The following is a 15,398-nucleotide window of genomic DNA, read 5'->3' as shown; positions in this document are numbered from 1 at the left end:
AGCTGTTCGCAGTCATCATCGACGGGATGATGCCGCCGTCCCGTGAGGGCGAATGCCTGTGCAAGTGGATTGATCCCCCGAAGCATTTACAGCGGATACACCGGCTATTCGCGGAGGATTTCACCCCCACTGAAATCTGCTCGGTTCCGGGGAAGATTATGCGGGCGGCTGGGTCTCCAGCATCGAAGGTCGCTGACTGACTTCGTAGTACCAGTTGGCCAGGCGTGGATAGCTGCTTCGCCAGCCAAGGTTCGGTTGGCGGAAATCCAGGTACCCCAAGGCACAAGCCACGCTGATCGAGGCGATGTCGAAATGCGAGCTCAACTCGGTCACCGCCTCGGCCTCCAAGTAGGCCAGCGAGCGGGCGATTTTTTCGTGCTGATTGTCCAGCCACTGTGACCAGCGTTTTTCTTCCGGGCGCAGGAAGGTTTCATAGCGGATCAATACCGCGGCATCGAGGGCCGCGTCGGCGAGCGATGCCAGGGTCAGTCGCCTCCAGCGTGCCGAACCTTCATGAGGGATCAACAGATTGCCGACGTGTTGATGATCGAGATAGTCGAGGATCACCCGACTATCGTGGATTACGTTGTTATCGGCCAGGCACAGCGCCGGGATCTTTCCACACGGGTTTTCATGGCACAGCTCGCTGTCGGGGGTCACCGGGGTGACCATCACCGACTTGAGCTTGACCCTCTGGGTTTGTCCCGTCTCGTGAAGCAAAACCAACACCTTTCGCGCAAAAGGCGAAGCGGCGTTGTAATACAGCGTCATGCTGGGCGCAGACATGGACATTCCTCTGTTCGGACAGGCCCTAAGACTAGTCAGGGCCAGAACGCTGTGCAATATCCTGTTTCAGCCTTACGCCGTCGGTAGAACGTCAGCCGAGTCGGGAGACGCTTCTGTGATGCGCTGTGGCAAAGATTGAGACGACAGTGGTTTGGTGACGAACCAGATGATGGTCGCAGCAACGATGTCGAATGCGGCCAGGGCCACGAACAGCGGGCTGTAGCCGACCTTGGTCACCATGATCCCGAGCACCAGTGTGAACAGCGCAGCACCGAGGAAGCCGAACATGCCGCCCAGGCCTGTCGCAGTCCCCACTTCGTTCTTGCCGAACGAGTCCGAAGTGATGGCGTACAGGGCGCCGGAAAGCGTCTGGTGGGCGAAGCCGCCAGCGCACAGCAGGGCAATCGCCACGTATGGGCTATCGACCAGACCGATGCACCCCGGGCCGATCATGCACAGCGAACCGAGTACCATGACCATTTTGCGAGAGGTCAGCAGCGACACTTTGAAGTGCTTGTAAAAGAACGGGCTCAGGTAACCGCCGAGCACGCAGCCAATGTCGGCCGCGAGGAATGGGAGCCAGGCGAACATGGCAATTTCCTTGATGTTCATGTGCCGTTCGGTCATCAGGTACAGCGGAATCCAGGCATTGAACGTCTGCCACGCAGGCTCTGAAAGCATGCGCGCAGAGGCGATGGCGTAGAAGTTGCGGGTGCCGACGATCTTCTTCCAGCTGGCGCGTTCGGCCGGGGCGTCTTTGAGGTGCGATTCCTGACCCGCCAGAATGTAATCGCGCTCCTCATCGCCGAGCAGGCGCTGATTGAGTGGGTGCTTGTAAAACAGCAGCCAGCTGCCCGTCCACACCAGACCCAAGGCTCCAACGATGATAAAGGCGACTTCCCAGCCACTGTGAAGGATCGCCCACACCACCAACGGCGGGGCCAGCAGCGCGCCAATGGACGAGCCGATGTTGAACCGGCCGCTCGCGACTGAACGCTCCCTGGCGGGAACCCACTCGGTGGTCGCTTTGATCGCCGCAGGAAAACCCGCCGCCTCGGTGATACCCAAAAGGCTGCGTAGAAACGCGAGGCTCTGCCATCCCGTAGCCATGGCCGCCGACGCGCAGGCGATCGACCAGGCGACTGCAAAAAGGGCGAAACCGAGTTTGGTGCCGATGGCGTCAATCACATAACCGGCGACCGGCTGCATGAAGGCATAGCCCATCTGCCAGGCGATGACCACGTGTGAGTATTGTTCGGTGGAGATGTTCAGCTCGCTCATCATGGTCGGAGCGGCGACGGAGAGGGTGTTGCGAGCGAGGTAGTTGACGATCATGCCACCGGTAATCAGCGCGACCATCCACCAACGGATGCCTTTGATTTTCATCGAATCCACTCTTGATATTGTTTTTATTTAGCGGCGAGCGTTATACGTCGTCGTACGACTGTGGATTTAGTCAAATGCACGTTTTGTTGTCAATGGGAATACCCATGAATGGCGATTGTATTTCTATATGTAACTCGATTGTCACGATCGGGGCTGGGTTTTGGGTGATCGAGGGCGATTGGAGTCGTGAGGCTCGGCCGGGGAGGACGCAGGCTTGCTGGATTTGAGTATGGCTGGAAAGTCATATGATGACTTGCGTGGCGGACAGTGCTTGTCCCACGCGCGAGGGGAGCGTGGGACAAGCCAGTCAGTTGATGAGGCTGCAGTGCGATTTGCTACTTTGGCTCGTCGTCACGCCACCAGCTGTATATCACAAGGTCTACTCCCAGATAGAAAATGCCAAATAACAGTGTTTCGTAATCCAGGAAGTAAGCATCTCGCACTTCTTCCATTGCAACAGTCCACGAGATGACGTACTTGAAGTAGAAGACTATCAGCGCCAAGCCAGTCAAGCACTGATAGAGTCTTGGTACGGTGATTCGACGTACACCCCAGATTACGAAACACATAATTGCCAGGGACAGACCTGTCCCCATCAGCGACCGCCGTTCACTTTCAGGATCAAGGATGCTGACGAGCGTTGAGGACCGATGCCACCTGACACTTGGGCATCAATACTGACGATGACGTCTCCTGAATGAAAGGTCGGCAATCTGTTTTTGGTCGCCGAGGCGGATGTTGCTCCAGCGATCTTTTCCGCGATGCTCCCTAACGGTGACGCAAGTTTGTTGGATGTAAATCATGTGGCAGCGCGGGTTCGGTGAATCAAACCCGCTTGCGCACCATCAATCCCTTGATGCTAAGCCAAGCCGGAATTGCCATGCCTACCCAAGACAGAACGTCCCAGCCGTCGTCGCCCAACAATGCCGCGAACAGCCCCACGGCGGTGAGCAAGGCGATCCAGGTCGGTTTGGCGAAGGTTCTCCAGAAAGCCGGGTGTCTCTTGTGTCGGGTCATGCCGCTTCCACCGCCTGTCGAACATTCATCGTCGCTGCGGCACGACGACGGACCCACCATAGGTACACGCCGCTGCTCAGAACGATAATGGTGAGCACGTCCAGAACACCCCAGAGAATCTTCATCGGCATGCCGCCGTAATCGCCGAAGTGCAAGGGTTGTGAAAGCAGCAGCGCGTCCATGTACCACGGGCTGCTGACGATGGCGGTCACTTTCAGGCTTTCGGCATCGATCAGCACGGGGGTCAGCAAATGTGAGGTCAGATGCGTGCTGCCCTTCATGAACACCGCATAGTGATGCTCGCTCGAGAAGCGCGATCCCGGGAACGCAATGAAGGATGGCTCTGAACCCGGAACGGTTGTCTGGGCAATGTCCAGCAGATGGGTTGCGGGCGCCCGTTCGGTTAGCGGCGGGGCGTCTTTATAAGGGGCGACCATGGCTGCCAGCGAATCGTTGCGCCACTGCGCGATCACAAGGTCAGCGCAGGCATTGAGCACGCCGGTCAGCCCGACGACGAACGCCCAGGTCAGCGTCACTACGCCGATCAGGTTGTGCAGATCGAGCCAGCGCACGCGGGTCGACTTGTTCGGGCGCACGGTGGCGAAATCCAGGCGGCGCATGAAAGGCGCGTAAAGCACCACGCCGGAAATGATCGCCAACACGAACAGCAGGCCCATGAAGGCAAGCAGCAATTTTCCGGGGAGACCGGCGTACATGTCCACATGCAGGCGCAGCATGATGTTCATGAAACCGCCGTTGGCCGACGGGGTTTCCACGGCTTCGCCCGTGCGCGAATCGAGCATGAAGGTGTGCGTATCGTTAGGGTCGCCGCCTGCAGTCTTGCCCATGAAGGCATACATGCCGTTGGGTTCGTCTTCATCCCAGCCGAAGTACTGCACAACCTCGCCCGGGCGATGTGCCTCGGCGGCTCTCACCAGTTGCTGCAGATCCATGCGGGGCGTGCTGGCGGGCATCTCTTTGAGCTCCGGGGTGTCGCCCAGCAGATGTTCGATCTCGTGATGGAAGACCAGCGGCAAGCCGGTGATCGCGAGCATCAGCAAGAACAAGGTGCAGATCAGACTGCTCCACGTGTGGATGAACGACCAGCGACGGATGGTGTGGCTTTTCATGGTGCAGGTACCGAGTAAGCGAAAGCAAAAAGGGCCGCTGTGAGGGGCGGCCCTTGTTTTCAGCGCTACGAGTTTAAACGATTACCATTTGTAGTCCACGCTTGCGAGCACGCTGCGACGATCGCCGTAGTAGCAATAGAAGCCTTCGCAGGTGGAAATGTATTCCTTGTCGAAGACGTTGTTGGCGTTCACCGACACGCTCACGCCCTTGAGGGAGTTGCTCATGCGGCCCAAGTCGTAATGAACGGCAGCGTCATAGACGGTGTACGGGTTGCTGTGGCCGTAGTTCGGATTGGCCACGAAACCGTAGCTGCCGATAGCGATGTTGTCGGTTTCACCGATGTAACGCGCGCCGAAGCCAACGCCGAAGCCGTCGAGCAGCCCAGTGTGCCAAGTGTAGTCACCCCAGATCGATGCCTGGTTTTCAGGTGTCAGCGGCAGCGGACGATTCTTGTCCAACGGGTCGGTGACTTTGGTCATCTTGCTATTGGCGTAGGTGTAGGACGCCGTCACTTTCAGGTTCTCGGTGACGTTACCCACGGCTTCCAGTTCGAAGCCACGAACCTTGGCTTCACCCAGCGGACGCTGCACCCCCAATGTGTCGCTCAGGACGATGTCTCGACGGGTCAAGTCGTAGGCTGCAGCTGTGAACATGATGTCGCTGCCTGGGGGCTGGTATTTCAGACCCACTTCGTACTGCTTGCCGGTGCCGGGTTTGAACGCAACACCATTGGCGCCGCCTTGCTCGGCCTGGAATGATTCGGCGTAGGAAACGTAAGGTGTGAAGCCCGAATCAAATACATAACTCAGCGCCGCGTTACCGGTGAAGGCGCTGTCTGTGCGGTCGTCGGACTGGCTGGTGTTGTAGAACTCGGACTTGGTCTTGAGCAGATCCTGACGGCCGCCCAGGGTCAGACGCCAGTTATCCAGAGCCAGTTGGTCCTGGACGTAGATGCCGAAGTCGTCGGTCTTCTGGTTGTAGTCCTGAAAAGCGGAGTACGAGACGTTGCTGAAGTCCTGACCATAGATCGGGTTGATGATATTGCTGGTCGGAGCACTGCCGTACTGCCACTTGTAGTTGTGGTTGACGCGCTGATAGTCGGCGCCCAGCAACAAGGTGTGCTTGACCACGCCGGTGTCGAAATCGGCCTGAAAGTTGTTGTCCAGCGCGAACTGGCTGATGTCCTCGTTCACGACGTTAGCGCCGCGCTGAACAGTGCCGTCATCTGCAACGGACCCGTAAAAACCACCGGCGGTAATGCCTTGGAACGACAGATCGCTTTTGGTGTAGCGCAGGTTCTGTTTGAACTGCCAGACATCGTTCAGGCGGGTTTCAAACGCGTAACCGAGCGAGTAATAGGTCTTGTCGTAGAATTCCCAGTCCGGATCACCGAGGTTCTTGTGGTAGCGGATTTCTCCGGCAGGTGAAGGATATTTCGTGCCCTGAATCGGCAAGAACTGGCTGGTGATGCCGGTATCGTCCCGGTTGAACTGGCTGAGGAAGGTCAGCTTGGTGTCCGGGTTGATGTTCCAGGTCAGACTGGGGGCGATGTTGTAGCGCTTGTCGTCGATATGCTCGACCGACGTCCCGCTGTCACGCACCACGCCGCTGACGCGGTATTCGAAGGTATCGGCGTCATCGATCTTGCCGGTGCTATCGAAGCTGATCTGTTTGCGGTTGTAGCTGCCGACCTGGGCCTGGATTTCATGACTGGCTTCGGCTTCTGGGCGACGGCTGACCATATCCAGCAAACCGCCTGGAGGCGTCTGACCGTAAACGGAAGAGGCCGGGCCGCGAAGCAGAGCAACGCGATCCAGGTCCCAGGTTTCCATCTTCGGCATCACGTAGGCGCCCTTTGGCAGCGGCAGGCCATCGAGGAACTGGGTTGGCTCAAAGCCACGCACTTTCAGCCACTCGGCGCGGCTGTCGCTGCCGTAGCTGCTGGCGACAACGCCAGGCATGTAGCGAACGGCGTCGTCGAGGTTCTGTACTGCACGGTCCTGCATCTGCTGGCGAGTCGCAACCGAGATCGAACGCGGCGCTTCAATCAGCGCGGTGTCGGTCTTGGTTCCGGATGCGGTGCGGGTAGCAGCGTACGTCTCGGTCGGACCCCATGCACTTTCAAAACCGTCCTGACGCCCTTGAATGCTGGTCTCAGGCAACGCCATCACACCCTCTGGTGCCGCAATCAGGCTGTAGGTGCCTGCGGAGGTCTGGCTCAGCTGCAAACCGGTGCCGCGCAACGCTTGGGCCATGGCACCCGGCGCATCGAACTGGCCCTGAACCGGCGCCGACGTACGGCCAGCGGCCAGCGACGGATCCAACGACAGTGCAAGGCCAGCCTGGCTGGCGATTTGCGTCAGCGTGGTCGACAGCGGTGCTGCGGGCAGGTCGTAAGCGCGGACGCTGGATGCCTGAGAGGCCGCCATCAGTTGCGTGCTCGCCAGCGGTGCCGCGAGGGCGACAGCGGCGGCCAGCAGGCTCGGTCGCAGAAGGGTTTGAAGCGTGCGGGACATGGGCGGGCTCCTGAGTCGAAGTTGTTCTCAATGCCTATGTGCCGAACGAGATTTGAAAAGTGATAGGGGCGAATCGAAAATAATTTAGATTTACAATTTTGCAGCCTTCGCAGCTTCGCTTTTGTCAGTGGGCTTACCAGCACTGGCGACCACCGTGACCCACCAATGCGTGCGCTGTTCGATCGCAACAGGCAGCGTCGGCGTCAGTGCCTTCAGTGCAAGATCGGTATCGGTCAGCGGGAAGCTGCCGGTGATGCGCAGGTCAGCGACATCCGATGCTACGGCCAGATGGCCTTGACGATATCGGCCGAGTTCGGCGATGACATCCTTGAGTGGCGCGTTGTCTACCACCAGCATGCCGCGCATCCAGGCATCGGCGCCGGGGGCAAGAGCGATCATCGGACCGAGGCTTTGACGCTGAATCAGCATCTGTTGACCTTCGTGCAAGATCATCTCGCTGCCTGCCGCCTGTGGATGCGCCGCGACAGCCGATTGCAGGACGCTCAGCAGCGTGCCGTCATCCTGTCGCTTGACCAGAAACTTCGTACCCAGTGCCCGCATTTGCCCTTCATCGGTTTCGACAATGAAAGGACGCGGGTCCTCGTGGCTGCCGGTTTCCACGAAGATTTCACCTTCCTGAAGAATGACCCGGCGCTGCTTGGCGTCGAATCTCACATCCAGGGCGCTGTGGGTATTAAGGCGAATCAGGGTGTTGTCCGCCAGGCGAATGGTCCGCTGTTCGCCCGTGGCGGTACGTTGGTCGGCCAGCCAGTAATTCAATGACAGATAGTGATCGCCGAGAAGTATTGTCAGCCCCAGCGCCAAAGCGATACCCGCCACACCTCGACCCAGCTTGCGCACCTGTCGACTCACGCCTTCGCGCGAACGCAACAATGCCGAGCGGGCAGGGCCTGTGGTGCCGACAAAGCGTTGATCGAGCATGCCCAGCTGCATCCAGGCTCGGGCATGTTCCTCGCTGGCGGCATACCACTTGGCGAACTCTTCGCGCTCTGCCTCGCTGCCCTGACCGCAGTCCAGACACAACTGCCAGGCAATGGCAGCGTCCAGCACTTGCGAAGAAACGGGGCGGGTCGGGATGCTCATGTCGGCTCGCCGTAAAGGGCGGTGTAGCACTGACGCATTCCCTGAGCCAGGTACTGGCGTACACGAGGCACCGAAACACCGAGTTTTCCAGCGATCTCGGCGTGGCTCATGCCATCCAGACGGTTATACAGAAATGCTGCGCGCGCCTTGCTCGACAGTTTGCCGAGCAGACGGTCGATGGCCTTGAGGTCTTCCAGAATGAGTTGCTGTTCTTCGACGCAGGGCTGTTCGCCTTCGGGAATTAGCATCAGTTCGGTGAGGTAGGCCTGTTCCAATGCGGTGCGACGAAAGTAATCGAACAGCAAGCCTTTGGCTATTTGCACCAGAAACGCACGCGGTTCTCGAGGGGCGGCCAACTGATCACGCCCCAGCAGGCGGATGAAGGTGTCCTGACTCAGATCCTCGGCGCGGTGAGGGCAGGCGACATTACGCTTCAGCCACGCCAGCAGCCAGCTGCGATGGTCGCGGTAGAGCGTTCCGACAAGCTGGTGTTGAGGGCTTTGAAGTGACGACACGAGCGCACCGAAGAGAACAAAGTAACTAACGAGAATTATTCGCGATTGTGTCAGAGCGAATGAATGCTGGCAATTGGTCGTTACCAGAAGGAGCCGAACGGTTTGTGTAGGAATGGTCCTTAAACAATGTGATCTAGAGAGCCACGATTTTTTTTGGTAGCAGCACGGCTTGTCGGCGGTTTGGCCTTCGAAACTGCCTGCGCCGGCAGGCGGGACTGCCAGGTAACTGTTGCCTCGGCGAGGGCCGATCAAAACGAATGCGATTGCTGCCTGCGTCGCCACTTCGCCAGGCACTGTTCCAGACGTGCCGGGCTGTCCATATCCTGGCGCCTTGCGTGGCTGAAGAGGATCAGCGCCAGTTCCGCCGTCACCAGCGCGTCGGCGCTGGCGTGATGCCGCTCTTCGGCGTGCAGCCCGAAAAACCCGGTCCAGTCGTCAAGCCCTGCCTGACGCAGACAGGCCTGAGGAAAGAGCAAGGGCGCGATCTCCGCCACATCCAGAAATGGATGTTGCAGGCGGTAACCCAGGCTTTCCTTCAATGCGCGCCCGATCATGTGTTGATCGAAGGGAGCATGGAACGCCAACAACGGTGAGCTTCCCACAAACTCCATGAAGTCCAGCAGCGCATCGACGGGCTCGCTTCCCGCCGCAATCGCGCTTGGCCCCAGCCCATGAATCAACACACTGGGGCTGAGCTTGTGATCGGGACGCAGCAATGTGCGCTCGAACTGCTGGCCGAGATCGATGGCGCCGTCTTCGATGACCACCGCGCCAATGGACAGTACCTCGTCGCGGTTCATGTTCAGGCCGCTGGTTTCCAGATCCAGGACCACCCAGCGCTGTCGACGCAACGGCTTTTCATCGAAGACAGACGGATTGGGTAGCCCGTCCAGGCGCCGCAACTGCTCGGGTGTCAGGTCCGGCACCTTGTTGCGCCGCGGGGGTTTGAGCCATTGAAACAGGTTCATGTTCTGTCGCTTAAAGTTGATAACGCACGGTGAGGCTCGTTTGCAGGCGCTGCGCCTGGCGGAACGATTCGCGCAGGATTCTGCGATCCAGATGGTTGAGTACATCGGGATCGATGCGGTTGGAATAGGGCAGATTCTGTCGACTCTGCTGCTGATGCTGTTGCATGCGTGTCTGCTGGATGAAGTGATATGCCTCTTCATAGGCTGCGCCATCCAGTGGATCGATCACTTCTCTGGCCACCAGTTGGCGCAGGCGGTCAAGGGTGTTATTGGCCGCCACGCCATTGGCCAGAGCGAGCAGGCGCGCACCATCAACGAAAGGCGTCAGGCCCTGTGTCTTGAGGTCTAGCGTGTCTTTCTCGCTGCCCTTGCGAGCGACCACGAAGTCCTTGAACCTTCCCACGGGCGGGCGCTGGCGCAAGGCGTTGTCGGCCATCATGCGCTGGAACAACGTGTTGTCCGCGACCTGCGCCAGAATGCTCTGACGCAGGTGTTCGCCGCCGCTCTCATCGCCCCACACCACCCTCAAATCGAAATAGATGCTGGAAGACAACAGGTTTTCCGGCGTTGCCTCACGAATGAACGACCCGAAACGCCGCGCCCATTCAATCCGCGACAGGCACAGTTGGGGATTGCTGGCCATGATGCCGCCTTTGCACAGCGCAAAACCGCACAGCGCCAGACCCTGATTGATACGTTCGGCGATCGGCAACAGAAGGCCTCTGATCTCAGCCGCGTGCGCGGCGTCATTCGCCTCGAACAGAATGCCGTTGTCCTGATCGGTATAGAGCGTCTGTTCGCGTCGTCCTTCGCTGCCAAAGCACAGCCAACTGAACGGGATGCCGGGATCGCCTTTTTCCTCTAGCACCAGCTCGATCACACGGCACACCATGTGATCGTTGAGCAGCGTGATGATCTGGGTTATCTGAGTCGATGACGCGCCGTGGGCCAGCATGCGATCCACCAGTTGCACGATGTCGCCGCGCATATTGCTCAGCGAGTCGATGCGAGGTGCGTTGCGGATGGTTCGGGCCAGATGCACCAGATCCACCCGTTGCAGGGAAAACAGATCGCGCTCGGACACCACGCCGCAGACCCTCTGATCCTTGACCAGGCAAACATGGGCGATGTGCCGTTCGGTCATGGCAATGGCCGCATCGAAAGCACTGGCGTCGGGGCTCAGGTAAAACGGGGCCTGAATCATGGTGTGACGGATCGGCTGACCGAAGTCGGCATTCACGTCGGCGACCACCTGACGCAGATCGCGCAGGGTAAAGATCCCCAATGGGGATTTGGCCTCATCGACGATCACGATGCTCCCCACTTGCTGCTCGTCCATCAGCTTCACGGCTTCGCGTAATGGCATGTCGGGCGAGCAGGTCACCGGGTGACGCATCGCCAGTTCGCCGAGGCGAGTGTTCAGCGAATACTGGGTTCCGAGAGTTTCAACCGCCTTCTGCTTTACTTGCTGATTGACCTGTTCGAGCAGACTGCTGACGCCGCGCAGGGCGAAATCGCGAAAGGTGCTGGAAAGTGCGAACAGCTTGATGAACGCCTGCTTGTTCAACTGCAGGCAGAATGTGTCTTCGGCGGCCAGATGCTCGGTGCGGGTGGCACGTTCGCCTAAAAGAGCGGCGAGCGGAAAGCATTCGCCGGTGGTGATTTCGAACGTCGTCTCGGTCCCGCCTTTCGCGGAATGCGGGCGTTCGCCAACGACGCGACCCTGTTTGACGATATAAAAGTGCTCTACTGGCCCATCGCCAGGCTTGATGATGCTCTCATCCGTAGCGTAGAAACGCAGCTGGCACTGTTCTACCAGATAGCCCAGGTGGGCATTCTCCATCTGGTTGAATGGCGGGAATTTTTGCAGGAACTGCATCGTGCCGTGAATGTTCTGCAACACGGCTGTTTTTCCTGCCTGGGTAAAAGCATCCGCTTTGCTCATGACCGGCACCACTTGTTTTTATGGCTCCATGGTCGACCGCTTATCGGGCAGTGCCCATTGGACGTAAGTCTTAGGTGACGGAACAGGCGCGAGGCGACATCGAACAAGCGTGTCATTGTTTCGACGTCTATCGTGTGAAGGCGTAAACGGCCTGGCATGGAGCCGGTAAAGCGTGCAGCGTAGTGAGTCTGTATGCGCTGTCAGAATGGGAGTCGACAGGAAGATGAGACGGGTATGTTCGATCACGACATTTTGAGTGATGAAGAGCGCGAAGCCCTCAATGAGGTGATGCTGGCGCCTCCATCGCAATCGCCACAACGGGTGCTGATCGTCGACGACGACAAGGATGCTCGGGAGATACTGGCCGAAATCCTCAGTCTCAACGACATCAGTTGCATTACGGCAGCGGGTGGCACCAGTGCGATGCACTTGCTACAGACTCGACCGTCCATTGCGTTGCTGATCACCGATCTGCGCATGGCGCCGTGCGATGGGCTTGACCTGATTCGCAAAGTGCGTGATTCAGACCGTGCAGCGCTGCCGATCATTATCGTGTCGGGCGATGCGCATGTCCGCGATGCCATCGATGCGATGCATTTGAGCGTGGTGGACTTTCTGCTCAAGCCGATCAACACCAAGCAGTTGCTGCGGCTGGTGAAGCGGGAATTGGGGATGGGCTGAGTGCATCCTGATTTCATGTAGGAGCGCGCTTGCCCGCGATAGCGGTATGTCTGGAACCAATGGCGTCGGATGTGCCGACGTGATCGCGGGCAAGCGCGCTCCTACAATCAGTTTGCTGGCAACAAAAAAGGCGGTGTGTCAGTCAGACACACCGCCTTTTGCTTGACGGCGCTTTTTACAGACCGTTCTTCGCCTTGAACTCACGACGACGGCGATGCAGCACCGGCTCCGTGTAGCCGTTTGGCTGTTTGGTGCCTTCGATCACCAGTTCGACGGCCGCCTGGAAAGCGATGTTGCTGTCGAAGTCCGGCGCCAGAGGGCGATACAGCGCGTCGTTGGCGTTCTGACGATCCACCACCGGCGCCATGCGCTTGAGGCTTTCCATCACTTGCTGCTCGTTGACCACGCCGTGGCGCAGCCAGTTGGCAATGTGCTGACTGGAAATGCGCAGCGTCGCACGATCTTCCATCAGGCCGACGTCATTGATGTCCGGCACCTTCGAGCAACCGACCCCCTGATCGATCCAGCGCACTACGTAGCCGAGGATGCCCTGGGCATTGTTATCCAGTTCGTTCTGGATTTCCTCAGGCGTCCAGTTCGTGTTCGGCGCGAGTGGAATGGTCAGGATGTCATCGACCGAGGCCGGTGCGCGCTGGGCCAATTCGGCCTGACGGGCGAACACGTCGACCTTGTGGTAATGCAGCGCATGCAATGCAGCGGCAGTCGGCGAAGGCACCCAGGCAGTGTTGGCGCCCGCCAGCGGATGCGCGATTTTCTGTTCGAGCATCGCAGCCATCAGGTCCGGCATCGCCCACATGCCTTTACCGATCTGCGCACGGCCTTGCAGACCGCACTTCAGGCCGATGTCGACGTTGGAGTTTTCATACGCGCCGATCCACTTCTCGCCTTTCATCTGTGCTTTGCGCACGACCGGACCGGCTTCCATGGACGTATGAATTTCGTCTCCGGTGCGGTCCAGGAAGCCGGTGTTGATGAACACCACACGCTCACTGGCCGCTTTGATGCAGGCCTTCAGGTTGATCGTGGTGCGACGCTCCTCGTCCATGATCCCGACCTTCAGCGTGTTGCGCGGCAGGTTCAGGACTTCTTCAATGCGGCCGAACAGCTCGTTGGTGAACGCCACTTCTTCAGGGCCGTGCATCTTCGGTTTGACGATGTACAGCGAGCCGGTACGGCTGTTGGCGCGCGACGTGTTGCCCTTGAGGTTGTGGATCGCTGCCAGGCTGGTCAGCAGGCCGTCAAGAATGCCTTCCGGAACTTCGTTGCCCTGATTGTCGAGAATCGCGTCGATGGTCATCAGGTGACCGACGTTACGCACGAACAACAGCGAGCGACCATGCAAGGTCACCGGCTCGCCTTTTGGTGAGGTGTACACGCGATCCGGATTCATCGTGCGGGTGAAGCTCGTGCCGCCCTTGGAGACTTCCTCCGACAGATCGCCCTTCATCAGGCCCAGCCAGTTGCGGTAGACCACGACTTTATCGTCGGCGTCTACGGCTGCGATGGAGTCTTCGCAGTCCATGATGGTGGTCAGCGCAGCCTCCATCAGTACGTCTTTGACGCCAGCGGCATCGGTCTGGCCGACCGGGCTCGTGGCGTCGATCTGGATTTCGAAGTGCAGGCCGTTGTGCTTGAGCAGGATCGCGGTAGGTGCCGAGGCATCACCCTGGAAGCCGATCAACTGTGCATCGTCACGCAGGCCGGTATTGCTGCCGCCCTTGAGACCGACGATCAGCACGCCATCGACGATTTTGTAACTGGTGGAATCGACGTGAGAGCCTGCGGCCAGTGGCGCGGCTTCGTCGAGAAATGCGCGGGCGAAGGCGATGACCTTGTCGCCGCGCACCTTGTTGTAGCCCCGGCCTTTCTCGGCGCCGCCTTCTTCGCTGATGGCATCGGTGCCGTACAGCGCGTCGTACAGCGAGCCCCAACGGGCGTTCGAGGCGTTCAGGGCGAAACGGGCATTCATCACTGGCACGACCAACTGCGGGCCTGCCATGCGTGCGATTTCTTCATCGACGTTTTGGGTCGTGGCCTGGAAGTCCGCCGCTTCTGGCAGCAGATAACCGATTTCCTGGAGGAAAGCTTTGTATGCGGCGGCGTCGTGTGCCTTGCCGGCATTGGACTGGTGCCAAGCATCGATGCGCGCCTGGAAGTCGTCACGTTTGGCGAGTAGGGCTTTGTTCTTCGGCGCCAGCTCGTGGATGAGCTTGTCGGCACCGTCCCAGAACGCGGCAGCTTCAAGGCCGGTTTCAGGAAGGGCTTCGTTGTTCACGAAATCCAGAAGGACTTTGGCGACCTTAAGGCCACCGACTTGAACGTGTTCAGTCATTGCTTGCCTCACTCTGCTCAGCTATCTGCGCTTGGAGCGCTCTTTTGTTAAAGCCATCGACATCAACCGCTCACCCTTGCCAGATCATGCCATCAAAGGCGGCTGGGCCGGGGTTGGGAGGACCTGAAGGAAAGGCGTTATGCGCTTTGCGGAACAGGTTTCAACGAGCGGCGATGCTAAGTCAGGCATCTTTCCAACGTTATGTAGTGAACGCGGCGGAATACTACATGATGAGTCGCGGCGTGAAAATCAGACTGAATATGTCACCGATCGACTGGATTTTCACAATGGGTCACGTCGGGGTTACGGATGTTCTCAAAAAACTTGTGAATTGTTCCAGAGAATTCTGGAAATGGTACACATATTGTTTCTTCAGGGAGCACTCAAGCGCTTGCCGGGGCCTTGCCTATACTTGACCGACAGCCGCGCAGGCTTGGGAAACCAGCCTGTGGACACGTAAAGAAAAGGAGTCGACCGTGGATCATCTCATCGTCACCGTATTTGCCCCCGATAAACCGGGGCAGGTCGAACAGATCGCATCGTGCATTGCAAAACACGGTGGCAATTGGCTGGAAAGCCGCATGACTCACATGGCGGGGCAGTTTGCGGGGATCTTGCGCATCGGCGTGCCTGCCGATGCCTACACCGACTTGAAGAACGCTTTGGAGGGTTTATCGGTTCATGGCATCCGTGTCCTATTCGCTGAGGTGGGCATTGACTCGGGCCCCCGGAGGCCGATCAACATGGAGCTGGTGGGCAATGACAGGCCGGGGATTGTGCGGGACGTAACGCGCCTGCTGGCCGAGCAAGGTGTAAACGTCGAGAGTCTGGTGACCAATGTCGACCCTGCCCCGATGAGCAGTGAACTGCTCTTTCGCGCCAATGCGGTACTGGGTTTGCCGTTGGAATTAACGCTGGATGCGTTGCAGGCGCGCCTTGAGACGCTGGCGGACGAGTTGATGGTGGAGTTGAAACTCAAAGCGGATGAGTAAGCCG

At 58.7% G+C, this 15,398-nt stretch carries 12 protein-coding genes; 2 read left to right on the top strand and 10 right to left on the bottom strand.

Translation table 11 applies throughout. The features are described 5' to 3' along the window. Window positions 1-156: 156 nt before the first annotated feature. The 9 genes from D3M70_RS02460 to D3M70_RS02415 all read right to left on the bottom strand — a co-directional run bounded on the left by D3M70_RS02460 (window position 157) and on the right by D3M70_RS02415 (window position 11,368). On the bottom strand, window positions 157-786 hold the full coding sequence (locus tag D3M70_RS02460; protein ID WP_165869724.1) for a glutathione S-transferase C-terminal domain-containing protein: 630 nt from the start codon (window positions 784-786) through the stop codon (window positions 157-159). 72 nt (window positions 787-858) lie between these two features. Beyond that, window positions 859-2,172 carry an MFS transporter gene (locus D3M70_RS02455; protein ID WP_120124071.1) on the bottom strand — a complete coding sequence of 438 codons (1,314 nt, stop codon included), beginning with the start codon at window positions 2,170-2,172 and terminating at the stop codon, window positions 859-861. A gap of 825 nt (window positions 2,173-2,997) precedes the next feature. Then, the gene (locus D3M70_RS02445) at window positions 2,998-3,189 is read right to left on the bottom strand and encodes a hypothetical protein (protein ID WP_120124068.1); all 192 of its coding nucleotides are present in this window, start codon (window positions 3,187-3,189) and stop codon (window positions 2,998-3,000) included. Continuing rightward, a complete protein-coding gene (locus tag D3M70_RS02440) occupies window positions 3,186-4,319 on the bottom strand; it encodes a PepSY domain-containing protein (RefSeq protein WP_120124067.1) in 1,134 nt (377 codons plus the stop codon). Before D3M70_RS02440 ends, D3M70_RS02445 begins: the two co-directional genes overlap by 4 nt. A gap of 81 nt (window positions 4,320-4,400) precedes the next feature. Continuing rightward, window positions 4,401-6,836, bottom strand: coding sequence for a TonB-dependent siderophore receptor (locus D3M70_RS02435; protein WP_120124065.1), 2,436 nt, complete (start codon window positions 6,834-6,836; stop codon window positions 4,401-4,403). A 90-nt stretch (window positions 6,837-6,926) separates the two neighbouring features. Further along, window positions 6,927-7,940: a FecR family protein gene (locus tag D3M70_RS02430; protein WP_120124063.1), complete on the bottom strand. Its 1,014-nt coding sequence runs from the start codon at window positions 7,938-7,940 to the stop codon at window positions 6,927-6,929. Next, window positions 7,937-8,455 carry an RNA polymerase sigma factor gene (locus tag D3M70_RS02425; protein WP_120124062.1) on the bottom strand — a complete coding sequence of 173 codons (519 nt, stop codon included), beginning with the start codon at window positions 8,453-8,455 and terminating at the stop codon, window positions 7,937-7,939. The genes D3M70_RS02430 and D3M70_RS02425 overlap by 4 nt, the downstream gene beginning before the upstream one ends. A 248-nt stretch (window positions 8,456-8,703) precedes the next feature. Beyond that, window positions 8,704-9,423, bottom strand: coding sequence for a PolC-type DNA polymerase III (locus D3M70_RS02420; RefSeq protein WP_120124060.1), 720 nt, complete (start codon window positions 9,421-9,423; stop codon window positions 8,704-8,706). A gap of 10 nt (window positions 9,424-9,433) precedes the next feature. After that, window positions 9,434-11,368 (bottom strand): putative nucleotidyltransferase substrate binding domain-containing protein, encoded by a 1,935-nt coding sequence (locus D3M70_RS02415; protein WP_120124058.1) that lies wholly within the window; start codon window positions 11,366-11,368, stop codon window positions 9,434-9,436. Between the two features lie 234 nt (window positions 11,369-11,602). Here D3M70_RS02415 and D3M70_RS02410 point away from each other — a divergent pair, with 234 nt between their 5' ends. After that, the gene (locus tag D3M70_RS02410) at window positions 11,603-12,049 is read left to right on the top strand and encodes a response regulator (protein WP_165869723.1); all 447 of its coding nucleotides are present in this window, start codon (window positions 11,603-11,605) and stop codon (window positions 12,047-12,049) included. A 175-nt stretch (window positions 12,050-12,224) separates the two neighbouring features. Here the strand turns inward: D3M70_RS02410 and D3M70_RS02405 are convergent, their stop codons facing one another. Continuing rightward, on the bottom strand, window positions 12,225-14,402 hold the full coding sequence (locus tag D3M70_RS02405; protein WP_120124056.1) for a malate synthase G: 2,178 nt from the start codon (window positions 14,400-14,402) through the stop codon (window positions 12,225-12,227). A gap of 476 nt (window positions 14,403-14,878) precedes the next feature. On the opposite strand from D3M70_RS02405, the gene D3M70_RS02395 reads away from it, so the two are divergent. Continuing rightward, on the top strand, window positions 14,879-15,394 hold the full coding sequence (locus D3M70_RS02395; protein WP_120124053.1) for a glycine cleavage system protein R: 516 nt from the start codon (window positions 14,879-14,881) through the stop codon (window positions 15,392-15,394). Window positions 15,395-15,398: the final 4 nt, after the last annotated feature.

The organism is Pseudomonas sp. LS-2 (assembly GCF_003605735.1).
Lineage (GTDB): Bacteria > Pseudomonadota > Gammaproteobacteria > Pseudomonadales > Pseudomonadaceae > Aquipseudomonas.
This window is presented reverse-complemented; position numbering and strand designations above follow the sequence as displayed.

Coding starts and splice junctions, on each gene's coding strand:
- D3M70_RS02460 (WP_165869724.1), bottom strand. CDS start 786: ATGTCTGCGCCCAGCATGACGCTGTATTACAACGCCGCTTCGCCTTTT.
- D3M70_RS02455 (WP_120124071.1), bottom strand. CDS start 2,172: ATGAAAATCAAAGGCATCCGTTGGTGGATGGTCGCGCTGATTACCGGT.
- D3M70_RS02445 (WP_120124068.1), bottom strand. CDS start 3,189: ATGACCCGACACAAGAGACACCCGGCTTTCTGGAGAACCTTCGCCAAA.
- D3M70_RS02440 (WP_120124067.1), bottom strand. CDS start 4,319: ATGAAAAGCCACACCATCCGTCGCTGGTCGTTCATCCACACGTGGAGC.
- D3M70_RS02435 (WP_120124065.1), bottom strand. CDS start 6,836: ATGTCCCGCACGCTTCAAACCCTTCTGCGACCGAGCCTGCTGGCCGCC.
- D3M70_RS02430 (WP_120124063.1), bottom strand. CDS start 7,940: ATGAGCATCCCGACCCGCCCCGTTTCTTCGCAAGTGCTGGACGCTGCC.
- D3M70_RS02420 (WP_120124060.1), bottom strand. CDS start 9,423: ATGAACCTGTTTCAATGGCTCAAACCCCCGCGGCGCAACAAGGTGCCG.
- D3M70_RS02415 (WP_120124058.1), bottom strand. CDS start 11,368: ATGAGCAAAGCGGATGCTTTTACCCAGGCAGGAAAAACAGCCGTGTTG.
- D3M70_RS02410 (WP_165869723.1), top strand. CDS start 11,603: ATGTTCGATCACGACATTTTGAGTGATGAAGAGCGCGAAGCCCTCAAT.
- D3M70_RS02405 (WP_120124056.1), bottom strand. CDS start 14,402: ATGACTGAACACGTTCAAGTCGGTGGCCTTAAGGTCGCCAAAGTCCTT.